This is a genomic window from Bacillus sp. AR2-1, from assembly GCF_008368755.1.
GTDB lineage: Bacteria > Bacillota > Bacilli > Bacillales > Bacillaceae_G > Bacillus_A > Bacillus_A wiedmannii.
Genome location: NZ_QORY01000013.1, coordinates 35,076 through 53,616 on the forward strand (window position 1 = coordinate 35,076; position 18,541 = coordinate 53,616).

Annotated in this window: 21 protein-coding genes; 16 read left to right on the forward strand and 5 right to left on the reverse strand. The window is 36.0% G+C overall.

Annotated features, from left to right (window positions below; translation table 11 throughout):
- Positions 1-4 precede the first annotated feature (4 nt).
- Entirely contained in the window at positions 5-1,420 is a 1,416-nt protein-coding gene (gene spoVR / locus DT250_RS15880) for a stage V sporulation protein SpoVR (protein WP_001202728.1), read from the forward strand.
- 107 nt (positions 1,421-1,527) lie between these two features.
- Positions 1,528-2,790: a neutral/alkaline non-lysosomal ceramidase N-terminal domain-containing protein gene (locus tag DT250_RS15885; RefSeq protein WP_088608418.1), complete on the forward strand. Its 1,263-nt coding sequence runs from the start codon at positions 1,528-1,530 to the stop codon at positions 2,788-2,790.
- Positions 2,791-2,918: 128 nt separating this feature from the next.
- On the opposite strand, the gene DT250_RS15890 is transcribed toward DT250_RS15885, so the two are convergent.
- Positions 2,919-3,392: a MarR family winged helix-turn-helix transcriptional regulator gene (locus DT250_RS15890; RefSeq protein WP_098133089.1), complete on the reverse strand. Its 474-nt coding sequence runs from the start codon at positions 3,390-3,392 to the stop codon at positions 2,919-2,921.
- 143 nt (positions 3,393-3,535) lie between these two features.
- On the opposite strand from DT250_RS15890, the gene DT250_RS15895 reads away from it, so the two are divergent.
- The 13 genes from DT250_RS15895 (at position 3,536) to DT250_RS15955 (ending at position 12,003) form a co-directional block, all read left to right on the forward strand.
- Positions 3,536-4,120 (forward strand): DUF3238 domain-containing protein, encoded by a 585-nt coding sequence (locus DT250_RS15895; protein WP_088608420.1) that lies wholly within the window; start codon positions 3,536-3,538, stop codon positions 4,118-4,120.
- Positions 4,121-4,253: 133 nt separating this feature from the next.
- A complete protein-coding gene (locus DT250_RS15900; RefSeq protein ID WP_088608421.1) occupies positions 4,254-4,838 on the forward strand; it encodes a DUF3238 domain-containing protein in 585 nt (194 codons plus the stop codon).
- A gap of 258 nt (positions 4,839-5,096) precedes the next feature.
- Positions 5,097-6,761: a CoA-disulfide reductase gene (gene cdr, locus DT250_RS15905; protein WP_149213331.1), complete on the forward strand. Its 1,665-nt coding sequence runs from the start codon at positions 5,097-5,099 to the stop codon at positions 6,759-6,761.
- Between the two features lie 185 nt (positions 6,762-6,946).
- Positions 6,947-7,210, forward strand: a complete 264-nt coding sequence (locus DT250_RS15910; RefSeq protein WP_000456206.1) for a metal-sensitive transcriptional regulator — start codon at positions 6,947-6,949, stop codon at positions 7,208-7,210.
- A gap of 88 nt (positions 7,211-7,298) precedes the next feature.
- Positions 7,299-7,859: a sulfurtransferase TusA family protein gene (locus DT250_RS15915; protein WP_088062026.1), complete on the forward strand. Its 561-nt coding sequence runs from the start codon at positions 7,299-7,301 to the stop codon at positions 7,857-7,859.
- Between the two features lie 38 nt (positions 7,860-7,897).
- The gene (locus DT250_RS15920; RefSeq protein ID WP_098133086.1) at positions 7,898-9,028 is read left to right on the forward strand and encodes an MBL fold metallo-hydrolase; all 1,131 of its coding nucleotides are present in this window, start codon (positions 7,898-7,900) and stop codon (positions 9,026-9,028) included.
- Positions 9,029-9,066: 38 nt separating this feature from the next.
- Positions 9,067-9,294 carry a sulfurtransferase TusA family protein gene (locus tag DT250_RS15925; RefSeq protein WP_044796320.1) on the forward strand — a complete coding sequence of 76 codons (228 nt, stop codon included), beginning with the start codon at positions 9,067-9,069 and terminating at the stop codon, positions 9,292-9,294.
- 24 nt (positions 9,295-9,318) lie between these two features.
- A complete protein-coding gene (locus tag DT250_RS15930) occupies positions 9,319-9,546 on the forward strand; it encodes a sulfurtransferase TusA family protein (protein ID WP_000864996.1) in 228 nt (75 codons plus the stop codon).
- Between the two features lie 66 nt (positions 9,547-9,612).
- Entirely contained in the window at positions 9,613-9,972 is a 360-nt protein-coding gene (locus DT250_RS15935; protein WP_088608426.1) for a sulfurtransferase, read from the forward strand.
- A 4-nt stretch (positions 9,973-9,976) separates the two neighbouring features.
- On the forward strand, positions 9,977-10,342 hold the full coding sequence (locus DT250_RS15940; protein WP_000382694.1) for a rhodanese-like domain-containing protein: 366 nt from the start codon (positions 9,977-9,979) through the stop codon (positions 10,340-10,342).
- A 14-nt stretch (positions 10,343-10,356) separates the two neighbouring features.
- Complete coding sequence (locus DT250_RS15945) at positions 10,357-10,653, forward strand: rhodanese-like domain-containing protein (protein ID WP_000661816.1); 297 nt, start codon at positions 10,357-10,359, stop codon at positions 10,651-10,653.
- Between the two features lie 72 nt (positions 10,654-10,725).
- Positions 10,726-11,205, forward strand: coding sequence for a DsrE/DsrF/DrsH-like family protein (locus DT250_RS15950; RefSeq protein WP_000437728.1), 480 nt, complete (start codon positions 10,726-10,728; stop codon positions 11,203-11,205).
- A 33-nt stretch (positions 11,206-11,238) separates the two neighbouring features.
- A complete protein-coding gene (locus tag DT250_RS15955) occupies positions 11,239-12,003 on the forward strand; it encodes a sulfite exporter TauE/SafE family protein (RefSeq protein ID WP_097907258.1) in 765 nt (254 codons plus the stop codon).
- Positions 12,004-12,084: 81 nt separating this feature from the next.
- Here DT250_RS15955 and DT250_RS15960 read toward each other — a convergent pair whose 3' ends face one another.
- Positions 12,085-12,525: a hypothetical protein gene (locus DT250_RS15960; protein ID WP_000642361.1), complete on the reverse strand. Its 441-nt coding sequence runs from the start codon at positions 12,523-12,525 to the stop codon at positions 12,085-12,087.
- 148 nt (positions 12,526-12,673) lie between these two features.
- Positions 12,674-13,882, reverse strand: a complete 1,209-nt coding sequence (locus DT250_RS15965; RefSeq protein WP_149213332.1) for an LCP family protein — start codon at positions 13,880-13,882, stop codon at positions 12,674-12,676.
- Between the two features lie 314 nt (positions 13,883-14,196).
- On the opposite strand from DT250_RS15965, the gene DT250_RS15970 reads away from it, so the two are divergent.
- Positions 14,197-15,195 carry a YhdH/YhfP family quinone oxidoreductase gene (locus tag DT250_RS15970; RefSeq protein WP_088062035.1) on the forward strand — a complete coding sequence of 333 codons (999 nt, stop codon included), beginning with the start codon at positions 14,197-14,199 and terminating at the stop codon, positions 15,193-15,195.
- A 33-nt stretch (positions 15,196-15,228) separates the two neighbouring features.
- Here the strand turns inward: DT250_RS15970 and DT250_RS15975 are convergent, their stop codons facing one another.
- Positions 15,229-16,884, reverse strand: a complete 1,656-nt coding sequence (locus DT250_RS15975; RefSeq protein ID WP_048545730.1) for a Na/Pi cotransporter family protein — start codon at positions 16,882-16,884, stop codon at positions 15,229-15,231.
- A 510-nt stretch (positions 16,885-17,394) separates the two neighbouring features.
- A complete protein-coding gene (locus DT250_RS15980; protein ID WP_097891346.1) occupies positions 17,395-18,384 on the reverse strand; it encodes an NAD(P)-dependent alcohol dehydrogenase in 990 nt (329 codons plus the stop codon).
- Positions 18,385-18,541: the final 157 nt, after the last annotated feature.

The following is an 18,541-nucleotide window of genomic DNA, read 5'->3' on the forward strand; positions in this document are numbered from 1 at the left end:
AATAATGAGAGCAAGTGAAGATAAAGCGCTGCAATATGCGATTGCGGAAATTACGGAAATTGCGACTGGATTTGGGCTTGATTTTTATCCGATGCGTTATGAAGTATGTCCAGCGGAAATTATTTATACATTTGGTGCATATGGGATGCCGACGAGGTTTTCGCATTGGAGTTTTGGAAAGCAATTTTTCAGAATGAAATTACAATACGATTTAGGACTTAGTAAAATTTATGAACTCGTTATTAACTCTAATCCATGTTACGCCTTTTTATTAGATACGAATTCTTTAATTCAAAATAAATTAATCGTGGCGCACGTTTTAGCGCACTGTGATTTCTTCAAAAATAATATTCGTTTCTCTAATACGAAACGCGATATGGTGGAGAGTATGGCAGCGACAGCAGATCGTGTGAAGGCGTATGAACATAAGTATGGAAGAGAAGAGGTAGAAACGTTCTTGGATGCAGTACTTGCCATTCAAGAACATATTGATCCATCGCTTATGCGTCCGAAACTTGCTTGGAGTATTGGAGATTTAGAAGAGGATGTAGAAAAGAAAAAGATATCACAGTACGATGATTTATGGAATTTAGATGATCGAAACAAAAAGAGGGAACGACCTAATATGCATAAAAAGAAGAAAATCCCACCGCAGCCAGAAAAAGATTTACTCCTCTTTATTGAAGAATATAGCCGTGAGCTAGAAGAGTGGCAGCGCGACATATTAACGATGATGCGCGAGGAAATGTTATATTTCTGGCCACAGCTTGAAACGAAGATTATGAATGAAGGCTGGGCTTCCTTCTGGCATCAACGCATACTTCGTGAAATGGACTTAACATCTTCTGAAGCGATTGAATTCGCAAAGCTTAATGCAGGTGTAGTTCAACCATCAAAAACAAGCATTAACCCATACTACCTCGGTATTAAAATGTTTGAAGATATTGAAGAACGTTACAACAACCCGACAGAAGAAATGAAGCGACGCGGTGTAAAACCAGGATCTGGTCGAGATAAAATTTTTGAAGTACGTGAAATTGAGTGGGACGTATCGTTCTTAAGAAACTACTTAAATAAAGACCTCGTAATGAGAGAAGATATGTACTTATTCCAGCGCCAAGGAAAAGAATATAAAGTAATAGATAAAGAATGGGAACATGTGCGTGATCAGCTCGTAAATATGCGTACAAATGGTGGCTTCCCGTACTTAGTAGTAGAAGACGGGGACTACTTAAAGAACGGAGAGTTGTACATTAAACATAGTTACGAAGGGATCGAGCTCGATTTAAAATACTTAGAAAAAGTATTGCCATACCTTCATCAATTATGGGGAAGAACGGTGCATATGGAGTCGATTGTGGAGAGTAAGGGCGTTGTATTTTCTTATGATGGGAAGATGGTGCATCGGAAGTATGTGTGATGAAAAGAACGGACATAGAATGCTATGTCCGTTCTTTTTTATTTGGAACAAGGTTAAATATGCTATTCTTGAAAAAGGGAGTTACATAGAGAAATGGAGCGATTCAAATGAGCAAAATAGGGGTATGCAAGGTGGATATTACGCCGCCTGTCGGTATTGATTTTGTCGGATACCATAGAGAGACAGGAATAAATAATATTGAAGAGCGTATTTACGGGACGGTCTTTGTATTTGAAAAAAATGAAATGAAAACGGTGTTTATAAGTGTTGATAATATTGGGATGTTAGTAGAAGATACGAATGTAATTCGTGAGCGAGTAGCTAGTAGGCTTCATGTGCCATTTGAGCGAATAACAGTTGTTTATACACATACACACTCTGGTCCAGAAACAGTCGGTGAGCAACCTTTAGTAAATTCGTATAAAACGAGTTTAGTAAATAATGTAGTGCAAGGTGCGGTTACTGCGGATAACAACTTGAAGCTCTGTGAAGTTGGCTGGGGTGTTACGACAGGTGATATTGGGGTCAACCGAAGAGAGAGAACATCTGATGGAAGAGCAAAGATGGGAACAAATATAGAAGGTGTTGTAGATAAACGAATTGGTATGTTAGCAATAAGACATGCTGAAACGAAGGAGCTATCTGGAATTATTGTATTTTGTACTGCGCATCCGAATGTTTTAAAAGGTGATAGCGATGTATTATCAGCGGATTATCCTGGAATGACGAGGGAGATTCTTGAGAAAATCGTAAACTGTCCTGTTATTATTATGCAAGGAGCTGCTGGTAATGTAAATGCGAAGCATCGTGGTTCAAGGGAAGCATTAAAGAAAATGGCTTACACACTTAGTGGACATGTATTAACGATGTTGCCAATAGTTACATATAGCCCAATTGTAAATTTAAGAACAGTTTCGAGTATGATGCAAATGAAGTTGAAAGATATTCCAGAAATTCATGAGATACGAAGAATGGCTCAATTAGCGGAGAAGCAGTGGGGTGTGAACACGGATGAATGGTTTACTATCGTTTTAGAGAAATATAAGCAAGGTATTCGGCAGTTACGTATTGATTTGGAAGTTCAACTGTTTCAAGTTAATGATGGTATGTTCTCTGGTATACCGATGGAACCTTTTTCAGAAACTGCGTTAGAAGTGAAAGAGAGTCTTCAAAATGAACTAGCTTTCTTTGGTGGATATACGAACGGATATATTGGTTATTTACCTACAAAGGAAGAGTATGTATATGGTGGATATGAAGTGGAATTAAGTCCTGTCGTATATGGGCCAGCTACAAATTTGTTGATGCCACCGGAGGAGAATACGGCGAGTTTGATTGTGCAGAGAGTTATGAAATCATATAATGTTTAAAATATAGACTTTCATGTATTTAATATAAAATTTAAAAGAAACAATAATTATTAATAAAACTGTAAAAAACGAATCCATTTTGAAAAAGAATAATCAAAATGGATTCGTTTTTTATATGGAGTTTTTGTTTACCAAACAGGGCGTATATTTGATGATAATTTTCCTGTATTTTTTTTAGTAACGAATGTTGTTAAATCTTCTTTAAGCATTTGCATTCGTTCTGCACCTATGTTTTCAATCCATCGCTGTTCTATTTCAGCTATTATTTCTTCTTTTGCTTTCATTACTGACAAACCACGTTCGGTTAAAATAATGATCTTACCTCTTTTATCAGTAGGATGCGTTTTACGTGTAACGTAACCACTACTCTCAAGAGAATCTACCATTTTACTTACAGCTTGTTTGGAAATCCCTAAATACTCAGCTAGTTCTATACCAGTTGCTCCATTAGGAAGAATGCGTTTGAACATAAAACCATGTGCTGGCCTAATATCTTCAAATCCTAATTCACTTAATTTTTCATGTAGTTCAGTAATTAATGTACTGAAAGATAATGATAAAAGTGAAGTAAGGTCTAGTTCGTTAAATGTTGAATGATCCATGTATATAACCTCCGTAATTATAGTCAATTAAGTTGACTACATGTGAAACCTATTGTACTATACAGAATATAGTCAATCAAATTGACTATATTCCGTATAGTACAAATAATGATTTATATAAATAGAATCAATGGAGGTTTCACATGGTTAATATCGTTAAAATTAGAGGGAGTGTATTTGCACCATATGCATCGCTGGAACCTATTAAGGATTCTGCAACAGGAAGAGTGTTTGAATATGCTGGAGATGCACGTGAGTTTACACCATACGCTGTGAACACAAAGCGTTCAAGATTAGAACAAGAAGTGAATATTGATTTTTATAAAAAAGAAATTTTCACATATGCAGATGCTTGTATCGTCACTGTGAAGATTACAAATCCAGATGGCTCAATTGAGTATCAAAAAGGAGAAACAAGTACAGAAAGCATTGTATGTACAAATATTGTATGGAGTGAAGATGAAGTTTCATTTGAAATGAGAGCAAGTGCAAGTAATCCGTTAAACACGACAGCACCTGCAGCTGACTATTTTTTGACTATACGAGTTAATGAATGTGGTACTGTGCATGTTGAAGGTGTACACGATGGTTTCCCTTGCTATGAATTTTATAAACAAATAGACTTTGGTTTATTTGAATTAATATACACACATGATTTCAGAGAAACGGATGATACCCCAGCAGCACTAGCTGGAGAAATGGAATATAGTTTTAAAACGACAATCTAATAAATATAGCGCTATTTTTCAGAAGGAAGTAGCAAACGTTAAAAGAGAAATCTATTGATTATGGGACCGAAATTGTGATCTGTTTTACTCAATGATATGCAGTATTTAAAATAAAATTATAGAGGTGTTTCTTATGACTAATATCGTTAAAATTAGAGCCAGTGTATTTATTCCAATGTCTTGGACTGAAGCTAAGAAGGATATGGAAACGGGAAAAGTAATCCAATTCGAAGGTGATTCCCGTGAATTTACACCGTATGCGGTAAACGCTATGCGCTCTAGAGTTGAGCAAGAGGTAGTAGTGGATTTTTATAAAGAAGAAGTGTTTTCATATGCGGACACGGGTATTACGACAGAGAAGGTTACAAACCCAGATGGTTCGGTGAATAAAAGAACAGGAAAAGCGAGTACTGAAAATATTGTGTGTACGGATATTGAATGGAATTCTGATGGTGTGCAATTCAAAATGAGAGCAAGTGCAAGTAATCCGTTAAATGTGTATGCTCCTCCTGTGGACTATTTATTAACTGTATGTGTGAAAAAGGATGGTAGTATTAATATTCAAGGAGAACATGATGGTTTCCCTTGCTATGAATTTTATAAGCAAGTAGATTTCGGTTCATTTGAACAAATTTATACACATGATTTTAGAGAAACTGGTGATACACCTGAAGCGTTAGGTGGAGAAATGGATTATAGTTTTACAAAGAGTTTATAGGAAGTATGACAAATTACTTCATCCGTAAATGAATTCAGCCGTCAAAAATAAGTATTACTCCATACTACGCCGCCTTTAGGCATGGATTTAATCATACAGAAAGGAACCTGGAGATATCTAGGTTTTTTTGTTTCGAATTTGTGAACAAAAGATATATATATTGAAAATGATTTTTGTATATTTTATTATATACCCATACGGGTATAAGTTTTCTGTTTTTGATACATTAAGAAAATAAATAAGATGGAGGTTTGAAATATGTCTAGAAAAATTGTAGTAGTAGGTGGAGTTGCCGGCGGGGCATCAGTAGCTGCAAGGCTTCGTCGTTTAAGCGAAGAAGATGAAATTATTATGGTGGAGCGTGGTGAATATATTTCATTTGCAAATTGTGGCTTACCATACTATATTGGCGGTGTCATTACAGAAAGACAAAAGTTATTAGTACAAACTGTTGAAAGGATGTCAAAGCGTTTTAATTTAGATATACGTGTATTGAGTGAAGTGGTAAAGATAAATAAAGAAGAGAAAACAATTACTATAAAGAATGTAACTACAAATGAAACATATAACGAGGAATATGATATTTTAATTCTTTCACCAGGGGCAAAACCAATCGTTCCACCTATTCCAGGTATTGAAGAAGCGAAGGCGTTGTTTACGTTACGAAATGTACCTGATACAGATCGTATTAAAGCGTACATTGATGGGAAGAAACCACATCATGCGACGGTTATTGGTGGCGGATTTATTGGAGTAGAAATGGTTGAAAACTTAAGAGAACGAGGAATTGATGTTACTCTTGTAGAGATGGCAAATCAAGTAATGCCACCAATTGATTATGAAATGGCAGCATATGTGCATGAGCATATGAAAAAGCACAATGTTGAGCTTGTTTTAGAAGATGGTGTAGATGCATTAGAAGAGCACGGGACTGTTGTACGTTTAAAAAGTGGTTCAATCATAAAGACAGATATGATTATTTTAGCAATTGGTGTGCAACCAGAGAGCAGTTTAGCGAAGGATGCAGGGTTAGCACTAGGAGTTAGAGGAACGATAAAGGTAGATGAGAGTTTTCAAACGTCGGACCCGCACATATATGCAATTGGTGATGCGATTGAAGTAAAGGATTTTGTTACAGAAACAGAAACGATGATTCCGTTAGCGTGGCCAGCTAATCGTCAAGGTCGCATGTTAGCAGATATTATTCATGGTCGTACGGATTCTTTATATAAAGGTACGCTGGGAACTTCTGTAGCTAAAGTTTTTGATTTAACAGTTGCTGCGACGGGAGTAAATGAGAAAATATTAAAACGATTAAATATACCCTATGAGGTAGTACACGTACAGGCGAATTCGCATGCCGGATATTATCCGAATGCGACGCCAGTGTTAATAAAATTAATTTTTAATAAAGAAAGCGGAAAAATGTATGGGGCGCAGGCGTTAGGGCGTGACGGTGTAGATAAGCGTATTGATGTTATTGCAACGGCAATGAAGGCAAACTTAACCGTAATTGATTTGCCAGATTTAGAATTATCATATGCCCCGCCTTATTCTTCTGCAAAAGACCCAGTAAACATGGTGGGGTATGCGGCAAGTAATATAGTAGATGGTTTCGTGGACACAGTACAATGGCATGAGGTAGATCGTATTATTGAAAATGGTGGATATCTTATTGATGTTCGAGAGCCTAATGAACTCAAACAAGGAATGATTAAAGGTTCTATTAATATCCCCTTAGATGAGTTACGTGATCGTTTGGATGAAGTACCGGTAGATAAAGAAATATATATTACCTGTCAACTTGGTATGAGAGGTTATGTCGCAGCGCGCATATTAATGGAAAAAGGATATAAGGTAAAGAATGTAGATGGTGGCTTTAAATTGTATGGGACAGTATTACCAGAACGTGTTGCGTATTAATATTTTTTCATCTTCCATTTCAAAATTTAGTGGAAGATGAAAGCTTATGTATTAAGGTTTCACTTCTTGTTTTGTGAACATATAAGATAAACATTAAAAATAGGGGTTTACAAAATACCCTATAGGGTATAATATATTGTCATAGGTTATAAATAGTGACATAATGGTAATGAGGTGATTATAGAATGGAATATAATCAAGATATGAAAAATAGATTGAAACGTATTGAAGGTCAGGTTCGTGGTGTGCTTCGTATGATGGAAGAAGGAAAAGATTGCCGAGAGGTTATTACACAGTTAACGGCATCTCGTTCTGCACTTGATCGTACAATTGGACTTGTTGTTGGAACGAATCTAGAGCAATGTTTGCGTGAGCAGTTTGAAAGCGGTAATGGTTCAAATGAAGAGTTAATTAAAGAAGCTGTTCAATTACTTGTAAAAAGCCGATAATCTGTCAAACATAAGTGTTGACAGATTTTCAAAAACATTTTAATATACCCCTACAGGTATATGTATATAAATTATGGAGGAATCGACTATGAGTATAAAAGTGGATATGAGTTTAGATTGTAAAGGTTTGGCCTGTCCGATGCCGATTGTGAAGACGAAGAAGGCGATGGAAGGTTTGACATCAGGGCAAGTGATTGAAGTTCAGGCAACAGATAAAGGGTCTACTGTAGATATACAAAGTTGGGCGAGTAAAGTAGGTCATCAGTACATCGGGACGAAACACGAAGGTGATGTATTGATGCATTACGTTAGAAAAGCACACGAGCATGAAGTGAATGAAGTAGTGAAATATCCTCAAACAATTACGAATTCGGAATTGGAAGAGATATTATTAAGTGGTGAAGAGTGTATTGTAGTAGATGTTCGTGAAGCGGCGGAATTCGCTTTTGGTCATATTCCATCGGCTGTTTCCGTGCCGTTAGGGGAATTAGACAGTGCAGCGTTAGATCAGAAGAAGCAAATTTATGTTGTTTGCCGAACTGGTAACCGTAGTGATGTAGCTTGCCACATGTTGAAAGAGAAAGGTTATGCAAATGTGAAAAATGTCATTCCAGGCATGTTAGAGTGGCAAGGCAATGTGGAAAAATAAAATTTTTTAAATAAAAATATACCTATGGGGGTAATGAGATGAACGTTAAACCGTTACAAGCAAAAGATGTTGCAGAGAAAGTTTTATTCGGAAAGTTATTTATTTTAGATGTTCGTAATGAGGCGGATTATGAAGATTGGAAAATTGAAGGAAAAGAAGTTACTTCAATGAATGTGCCGTACTTTGATTTATTAGAGGGTGTAGATCATATTGTAAGTGAACTACCTAAAGATAAAGATGTTTTAGTAGTATGCGCAAAAGAAGGGTCTTCTATATTTGTGGCAGAGCAATTAACAGAGGCTGGATTAGAAAATGTTTATTATTTATCTGGTGGTATGAAGGCTTGGAGTGAATATATAAAGCCTATAAAAGTTGGAGATTTAAAAGATGGCGGAAGTATGTATCAGTTTAACCGTCTTGGAAAAGGTTGCTTATCTTATATGGTCGTTTCAAACGGTGAAGCAGCAGTTATTGATGCAGTAAGAACAGTTGAAGCGTACGAAGAGTTTGCGAAAGAACATGGTGTTACGATTACGAATATAATGGATACACATTTACATGCAGACCATATTTCTGGCGGACGTAAGTTAGCGGAAAAAGTAGGTGGTACGTATTGGTTGCCGCCAAAAGATGCGGAGGAAGTTGTGTTCTCATATAAACCACTTGTTGAAGGATCTGTTATTACGGTGGGGGGTACTAAAATTGAAATTGACGCATTATACTCACCAGGGCATACGATTGGAAGTACGTCATTTATTGTAGATGATTCCTATTTATTATCAGGCGATATTTTATTTGTAGATTCAATTGGGCGTCCAGACCTTGCTGGGAAAGCTGAAGATTGGGTAAGTGATTTACGTACTACTTTGTATAGCCGATATAAAGAACTATCTCAAAACTTAGTTGTGTTACCGGCTCATTATTCAAAAATAAGTGAAATGGACGAGAGTGGCATTGTTAGTGCTAAATTAAAAGATTTATTTGCGTATAATGCAGGATTAAATATTGAGGATGAGGGAGAGTTTCGTAAAGTTGTAACAGAGAATTTACCACCTCAACCGAATGCATATCAAGAAATTCGTCAAACAAATATGGGGCGATTAAATCCAAGTCAAGACGAAGAGCGTGAAATGGAGATTGGTCCAAACCGTTGTGCTGTTCATAATTAATTCGGTTTCAAATGAAATAAAAATAGGAGGTATATAAGATGAAGGTGAAAGAAGTATTAGATGTAAAAGGATTAGCATGTCCAATGCCAATTGTGAAAACAAAGAAGGCGATGGAAGCATTACAATCGGGGGAAGTGTTAGAAGTACACTTAACAGATAAAGGTGCGATTAAAGATATTCCAGCATGGTCACAAAAAGGCGGTCATGAAGTGTTAAAGCATACAGAAGAAGACGGCGAATTAAAGTTCTGGATTAAGAAAGCTTAATTATAAAAATAGGAGGCATATAAGATGAAAGTGAAAGAAGTATTAGATGTAAAAGGATTAGCATGTCCAATGCCAATTGTAAAAACAAAGAAGGCAATGGAAGCATTACAATCGGGGGAAGTGTTAGAAGTACACTTAACAGATAAAGGTGCGATTAAAGATATTCCAGCATGGTCACAAAAAGGCGGTCATGAAGTGTTAAAACACACGGAAGAATCTGGTGAATTAAAATTCTGGATCAAGAAAGCATAGCAGTTCAATAACAAGTGGAAGATTACATCCTATGCTTATTATTGAAAGTAAAGAGGATAATCATATATGTTTTATATAGTTATATCTCTACTAGTATGGATGCTAGGAATTTTAGTAAAACGTTACATTCCGGTTTTAAACGTTGCATATATTTCGTTAGAACAAGTAAGGAAAATGGAAAGTGTTGTTGTAGATGTACGCAATTATACAGAGAGTCACAGTGATAACACTTCTAGAATTATGTGTATACCGTATGCGTATTTAAAACGGTATTATCATGAAATACCAAATAAGCCTTTGCATCTTATTGTTCATAATAAAGTGGATCGGAATTTAAGTGTTCGTTTTTTAAGAAAGAAAGGGTTCCATATTCAAAGCTATAGTTTATATTTGGACGGGAAAAAAGCACAAAAGGAGTTTAAATAGTTTTATGGATGTAAAGACAATATTAAATGTAATCTTAATTGTACTTGTATCGTGGTTTATTATTTCTCGCTTCTTACCAGTTAGAGGAGTAAAAAATATTTCAGGAAAAGATTTAAAACGGATGATGGGGCAAAAGAATAAACAATTTATCGATGTACGTACAGTAGGTGAGTATAGAGGGAATCATATGAAAGGGTTTCAGAATATCCCATTAAATGAGTTAGCTAGTAAAGCAAATCAATTAGATAAAAATAAGGAAGTAATCGTTATTTGTCAGAGCGGGATGAGAAGTAAGCAAGCAGCAAAGGTATTAAAGAAATTAGGATTTCAGCACGTTATCAATGTTTCAGGCGGTATGAATGGTTTGTGAGGAGGAAATTTAAAATGAAAGAAATGACAGTAAAAGAATTAGAAGAAAAATTGTTACGTAAAGAAGCAGTCAATATCGTAGACGTACGTGAAGTAGAAGAAGTTGCCGAGGGGAAAATCCCAGAAGCATGTAATATTCCACTAGGACTATTAGAGTTTCGTATGCATGAGTTGGATAAAAAGAAAGAGTATATTATCGTTTGTCGTTCTGGCGGAAGAAGTGCACGAGCAGTTCAGTTTTTAGAGAGCTACGGTTTTCAAGCAATTAATATGGTAGGTGGTATGTTAGCATGGGAAGGTAAAGTCGTATAGTACAGAGATACATGATTTGAGCCTTTTTATAAATGACAAAATACCCCTATAGGTAATCGGAGGGAGAAAAACATGGAACAACAGAAGAAAACAACAATCGTTTTATTTAGCGGAGATTATGATAAAGCAATGGCTGCTTATATTATTGCAAATGGTGCAGCGGCGTATGATCAAGAGGTAACTATTTTTCATACTTTTTGGGGATTAAATGCTTTAAGGAAAGATGAGCATGTGAAGGTGAAGAAAACTTTCATCGAAAAAGTATTTGGAAAGATGATGCCACGCGGTGCGGATAAGATGGGATTATCAAAAATGAATTTTGCAGGTATGGGACCAAAGATGATTAAAGGTATTATGAAAAAACATAATGCGATGCCTTTACCCGATTTAATCGATTTGGCGAAAGAACAGGGGATTAAACTTGTCGCTTGTCAAATGACAGTAGATTTATTAGGGTTAAAAGAGGAAGAGATTATGGAAGGGGTAGAGTTTGCAGGAGTAGGAGCTTATTTAGCAGATGCTTCGGATGGGAATGTAAACTTATTCATTTAATTCACCTTCTTTTTAGAAGGGAGGGGATGTAAGATGAGCTTAGTCGTATTACTTTTTATAATTGGGTTTATAGGATCGTTTATATCAGGAATGGTTGGAATTGGCGGTGCGATTATTAATTATCCGATGATCTTATACATTCCGGTATTGCTGGGGTTTACTGGCTATACGTCACATGAAGTAAGTGGTATTACAGCGGTTCAAGTATTCTTTGCAACTTTTGCAGGGGCATGGGCCTATCGGAAAAGTAATGATATGGATAAAACACTAGTTGTGTATATGGGAGCTAGTATATTAATAGGAAGTTTCATAGGGAGTTTTGGTGCTAACGTATTAGCGGAACATACGGTCAATGTTGTTTATGCAGCGTTAGCAACAATAGCTGCTATTATGATGTTTGTCCCGAAACGAAATAATAGTGGTGAAGTGACATATAATAAATGGTTAGCAAGTTTGTTAGCATTTATTGTAGGCGGAGCATCAGGCATTATAGGTGCTGGAGGTTCTTTCTTATTAGTTCCCATTATGCTGGTCATTTTAAAATTGCCGATACGTACAACAATAGCAACATCTATCGCAATTACGTTTATTTCCTCAGTAGGAATTACGACTGGAAAAGTAATAACTGGGCAAGTAGTTGTAATTCCAGCTCTTATTATCGCGATTGCAAGTATCTTTGCTGCGCCGCTTGGAGTGCGAGTCGGGAAAAAGATCAATCAAAAAGCATTGCAATATATGTTATCGATTTTGATTGTAGGCACTGCTGTTAAGATGTGGATTGATATGATATCGAAATAAAAGGATGGTGCTGCTTGCAGCTCATCCTTTTATTTATGCCGCTATTTGAAGGTAGTAAACGCCTGATTGGTGCAGGCTGATTTATGCCCAAATAACTTTCATTAAGTTTTTATATTCGTCATTTGCTAATTTATATAGCATTCTCGTATGTTCAAAGACAAGTGCTGGATTAAAGTTTGGTTCTGAGAATGCAAGCGATGCTGAAATATCAATTGCATTTTGCTTGTTTAATGTGAATTTTGCAAATCGATAAGATGTGTTTAATTCATTGATAACATGCAAAATATCATTTGTTGATGTTGCATCAGGTACGTGAGCAACATTGAAGCAGTATATATCCACAGTAGGATGTTCGTTTTGGAAAGCAGCGATAAGTTGAATTTTTGCGCCAGCTTCTGTTTCTAAGCCTACTGAAAAATGAACAGAACCATCATTTTCATCTATATTTTCTTCCATGTATATATCGTTGGATTTTAAGTAGTCTTTAAAATCTGAGATGTTATGTTTTACTGCAGCTTTCATATGTATGAGCCCCCTGATAATTGGAATAGATTGCTACTATTTATTATAATTTAAAAATATTAAAAAAGATAGTTAGAAAGTTCTGATTTTTGATTTAGAAGAAATAAAAAGAAGCAGTACTCTACCTCCATAGAGAACTGCTTCTTTTTTATTCATTGTCGTTAGACGATGCTTCTGTATCTTCACTGCTATTTTTATTCTTATTTTTCACTTCATTGTTACTTGATTCGCGTTCACTTGAATTTTCAGACTTAGATTCTTTTGTTTTCTCTGTGCTTGTTTTCTTCGAATCAGAGTCTGTTTTTGTATATGCAGGTAATCCAAGGTGAGCGCGAAGCCCGTTTGTTACATTTGCTAATTCTTTTTTATCTGGATTGTAGTAATATGTTCGGCCGCCGCCAGCAGATTTGCTACATGTATCGTCACCTTTTTCCATATAGCAGTCTTCACCTTGAATTTGTAATTTCTCAATTTCCGAATCCGATCCGTACTTATAGAATGAAAGCATATCATCGAATGTTAAGTTCGTAACGAATTGGCCGTTAATATCATCAATGATGTTACCAACTTTTGTTACAGATCCAACGCTTGTTAGTTTCTTTAAAATAGCTTCAATAACGAGCTGTTGGCGTTGTCCACGCATTGCATCACTATCGATGTGGCGCGTTCTAGCAAGGGCAAGAGCTTCTTCACTATTTAGCTTTTGAACACCTTTCTTCAGGTGAATCGCATCAGCAGTATCATTACTATCTTGTTCAGTAAATTCAACTGGTACATCGACTTCAATACCACCTAAATCGTCGACAATTTTCATAAATGACTTGAAGTTAAACTTTACAAAGTAATCAACGGGAACATTCATTAATTTTTCAACTGCATCAATGCTTGCTTGGGGTCCACCATCTTTTCCGTTTTTAGTAGAACCGTATGCATGAGCGTGTGTAATTTTATCTTTTTTCTTTTCCACTGGGATATAAGTATATGTATCTCGTGGAATACTTAATAGTTTTACAGTTTTGCTATCTTTATTAAACGTTGCAAGTAGTAGTGCATCCGTTCTTATAGCTTCTCCATATTCTTTCCCGCGGACATCGCTTTCATCAACACCCATGATTAAGACGGAGACGTTATTTGTGATAGGTTTTACAGCTTTATCACGTAAATCAGATTTATCACCGCGCGCTAAATCGTGTGCGGCATTTCGAACAGCAGAAGATGCTTTATTTACTAAAAACCAAGTATAACCGCCACCTATTATTAAAAAGAATAGAATAACGCCTATAATAATTTTTGTTTTTTTCCTACTTTTTTTCGGTTTACTGCGTGTATTTTCTTGCAAAGATGGGTTTTGCTCCATTTCCTGTACTCCTTCATTTGGATTGAAATACGACACTCACATCCACTTATTATAATGAAATTTGACGAAAAAAGACATTACAAATCATTTACATTTCGTAAAAATTCAATATATTTATAAAAAGTCAGATTTTCTATATTTTATTTTTCAGATGTAGAATAAGTATAAGTTGTTTTAGTGGAAATGAAAACATGTATTGTGAGAAAGTGATAGAGAAGTAAGATTTGTTGAAATATAGCCAAGAAGAAATGAGTAGGTTTACTGGTTTCTTCTATATAATAAAGAAGAATTTTACGGATAAAGGAGCGGGCATAGTGAATCATACATCATTCCGAGCAATCGTTGTGAACGAAACAGAAAGTAAGCAGTTTGTAAGAAACATTGTAGAGAGAGAAGTAAGTAGTTTACCTGAGGGGGACGTATTAATACAGGTTCACTATTCTTCATTAAATTATAAAGATGCGCTTTCAGCCACGGGTAATAAAGGTGTTACGAGAACATATCCTCATACGCCAGGAATTGATGCAGCAGGAGAAGTTGTGAGTAGTGAAGGGGAAACCATTAAGGTAGGAGATCAAGTCATTGTAACGGGATATGATTTAGGTATGAATACTTCTGGTGGTTTCGGAGAATATATTCGCGTGCCAGCATCTTGGATCACCCCTTTACCAGAGGGAATGTCATTAAAGGAAAGTATGATGTACGGGACAGCAGGTTTTACAGCTGCTTTATCAGTATATAAGCTTATTGGAGCAGGCATAACGCCTAGTATGGGAGATGTTTTAGTAACGGGTGCCACAGGCGGCGTAGGGAGTGTAGCTGTTAGTATTTTAAGTAAGCTAGGATTTAACGTAGTAGGAGCGACAGGGAAAATGGAAGAGGAAGAGATGCTACTACGTCTAGGAGCGAAACAAGTGATTCATCGTACGGAGTTGAATGATGAATCAGGAAGACCAATGTTAAAAGGGATATACGCCGGGGTTATCGATACTGTAGGTGGACATATGCTAGAAACCGCTTTAAAAACGGTAAAGTATGGTGGTTGTGTAACGACATGCGGTAATGTGGCAGGGCAGGAGTTACAAACAACGGTATATCCGTTTATTTTGCGAGGTATAAGTCTTTTAGGAATAGATTCTGTGCAATGCCCAGTGGATGTGAGAAGAAATGTGTGGACGCTCTTAGCAAGTGAATGGGAAAATAATGAGTTACTATCTTATACAGAAGAATGTACATTGGAAGAGTTAGATGAAAGGTTTACACTTATATTGCAAGGAAAGTTAAAAGGAAGAACGGTTGTAAATATGAAATAAAAAAGAGACGCTAACTTAAGCGTCTCTTTTTTATTATAATGATTGTTTTAAATTGATTTTACCTTGTTCACCTAAAACACCATCAGCGATATTTACAGCGTGATCACCGATACGCTCTAAGTTACTTACCATATCAACGTAGATGATACTTGCATCACCTGAACAGCTACGTTCGTTCAGACGTAATACGTGACGTTTACGAAGAACACGTTCCATTTGGTCAATTTTACGTTCTTTTGCAATAACCGTTTGAGCTAGTTCAGTGTCGAAGTTAGTTAAAGCATTGATTGCATCTTGTAATGTTGAAATTGTTAACTCAAGCATTTCATTTAATTCAGCTAGTGCTTCGTCTGATAGTGAAACACGATGTGAAATTTGGAAATCTACAAGTTCTACAAGGTTTTCTACATGATCACCGACACGTTCAATATCTCCAACGACACCTGCTAGCACCGAATGCTTTTCAGAGTCTGTAGGTGAAAGTGGTTTTTCTGATAGTAAAACTAAATACTCGATAATTTTTTTATCTAAATTGTTAATAGCTCCTTCTAATTGAGTAGCCATATCAGCGTGTTTTTTGTCTTGTGTATTTAAAAATTGATTCGCTTCTTTTAATCCGTGTAATGAAAACTCAGCCATACGGATGATTTCTTTTTGAGCTTCTGTTAAAGCAATAGCTGGAGATTGCTCAATAAAGATTGGGTTTAAATGTTGCGGTTTGAAGTTAATAGATGAATCTTCACCACGAATGATTTTTGTTACGATCCATGCTAATACTGCAATGAATGGGAACTGAATAATTGTATTCGTTACGTTAAATGTTCCGTGTGCAAATGCAATTGTCATTTCTGGATTTAAATTTAATGACGTTTGGAAATATTGAATTAAACTTGTAAATGGTATTAATATAATCGTAAAGATAAGGGTACCGATAATATTAAAGATAACGTGAACTAATGCTGCACGTCTTGCAGCAATTGAAGTACCGATTGCTGCTAATACTGCTGTAATTGTCGTACCGATATTATCACCGAATAATACAGGAAGAGCAGCTTGTAAATCAATAGCACCTTGACCGAATAGTTCTTGTAAAATACCGATTGTTGCGCTTGAGCTTTGTACAATTAAAGTGAACACTGTACCGACAATAATTCCTAAAATTGGATTGTCACTCATGCTAACCATTAACTCTTGGAATGCCTCTAAAGAACGAAGAGGTTTCATACCTGCGCTCATTAATTCTAAACCGAAGAATAACATACCAAAACCAAATACAACTTGACCTACAGAATGTACTTTTTTATTTTTAAAGAAGAATAGCAAAATTGCTCCAACTGCCATAACTGGGAGAGCGTATTCTCCGATTTTAATTCCGATAATAAATGCAGTAACTGTCGTACCGATGTTCGCACCCATAATAACACCGATTGCTTGTCTTAATGTCATAAATCCGGCACTTACAAGTCCGACTGTTAAAGCGGTTGTTCCTGAACTTGATTGGATTAATACAGTAACTAACATACCTGCTAGCACACCCATAAGTGGGTTTGTTGTAAAGCGATCTAAAATATCGCGAAGACGATCTCCAGCTGCTTGTTGCAGTCCATCGCCCATGTATTTAATACCGAATAAGAAAATACCTAATCCACCAATGAACTGGAAGATCATATCTTGAATATTGTATTCCACGCATTCCACTCCTTAAATTTCATGTACGATGTAATTATTAACTAAACCTTGAGGCACTGTAAACGGTTTATCAGTAAAATTTACACTAAATTTACAAAGTGATAAAAAGTTTACAAACCTTTAAAGAAACACCTGGATTTAATTGGTTTTTTAGATGATATATCTAATCGGTTTGTAAAGAAGTCACATTTGTCACACTATTTATTGATAGTAAAAATAGGTGAAGGGAAACTACCCAACTGGGTATGCGGATTGGAATTTTATTTTGTTATGATGATGGTTCTTTGCATATTTTTTGATTAAAGTTAGAAAAATATGTAGGGAAACGGGGGAGGTTTGAAATGGATTTATTTAATGAAAGTAAAAAACGATTAAATTATTTTAAACTGTTTTCTTTTGAGATGCTCGCAACAATAAAAAAGAGCAATTCGCATATGAATTTGCTCTGCCTTTTTATGTTAAAAACTTTCGGTGCCTTGCATTTTAACAATTATGCAAAGTGTTTTTTCTTTATTTAGAATCGTCATCATGCTCCATAGTTATGACGACATTTCCCCTCTTATGTCCTTTTTCAACATATATGTGAGCTTCAATAATTTCCTCAAAAGTGTATTGCCTATCAATGACCACTTTTATTTTACCGTCCTCAACAAGTTCTTTAAGGAAATTTAATGCTTCGGAAGTTTCAGGTGCGTTTTGACTTAATATGAGTTTCACGCGACTTGTCAATTTAGTCCAGAACATTTGAGCACTTGGTAACGGTTCAACAATATTTATATAGGTACCATCTTCCTTTAACATTTTAATACACTCTGAAAAGGAGCTCCTGTTTACCGCTTCAAAGATAACATCATAAGTTTCGTCTGTAGTAGAAAAATTTTTTGTGGTGTAATCAATTACTTCGTCAGCTCCTAGAGATTTGACCAATTCTAAATTGGAGCTACTGCACACACCTGTAACTGTTGCGCCGAAATACTTGGAAATTTGTACTGCATAACTTCCGACACTTCCAGAAGCTCCGTAAATAAGAATGTTTTGACCGCTTTGAACGTTAGCTTTCCTAAGGAAAAACAAAGCTGTACGTGCTCCAATTGGGATGGCTGCGGCTTCTTCATAGGATATATTGGAGGGCTTCATGCACACTGCTCCAACTTCAGGTAGACAAATATACTCAGCATAAGAACCAAAATTTACTTGGGTGGCTGCAAAAACTTGGTCTCCTTTTTTAAATCGTGTGACGTCTTTTCCTACTGATTCAACTTCACCAGCCAATTCCATTCCAAGTATTTGTTTTTTCGGTTGCTTAAAGCCAAGTGCGATTCGAGCGGGTAGCCAAACAGAAGAGGGAACCGTAAAACTTCGTGAGCGAATATCTCCTGCTGTTACGGTTGTCGCTTTTATTTTTACTAGTATTTCATTGTCCTTAGGAGCAGGTTTTTCTATCTCTTTCAGTTGAAGAACGTCGGGGAGACCGTATTCTGTATATACTATTGCTTTCATTAATATTTCCTCCAATTCGTTCTATATGTTAATATCATACGAACAACATGAATAAATAGAACAGCGGTTCACTCTTCAATACAATGCAAAAAGCAGTGTGATTTTTTAGGAATCCACTGCTTTTTACAAATGTGTATACATGATTTTTTGGTCCAAG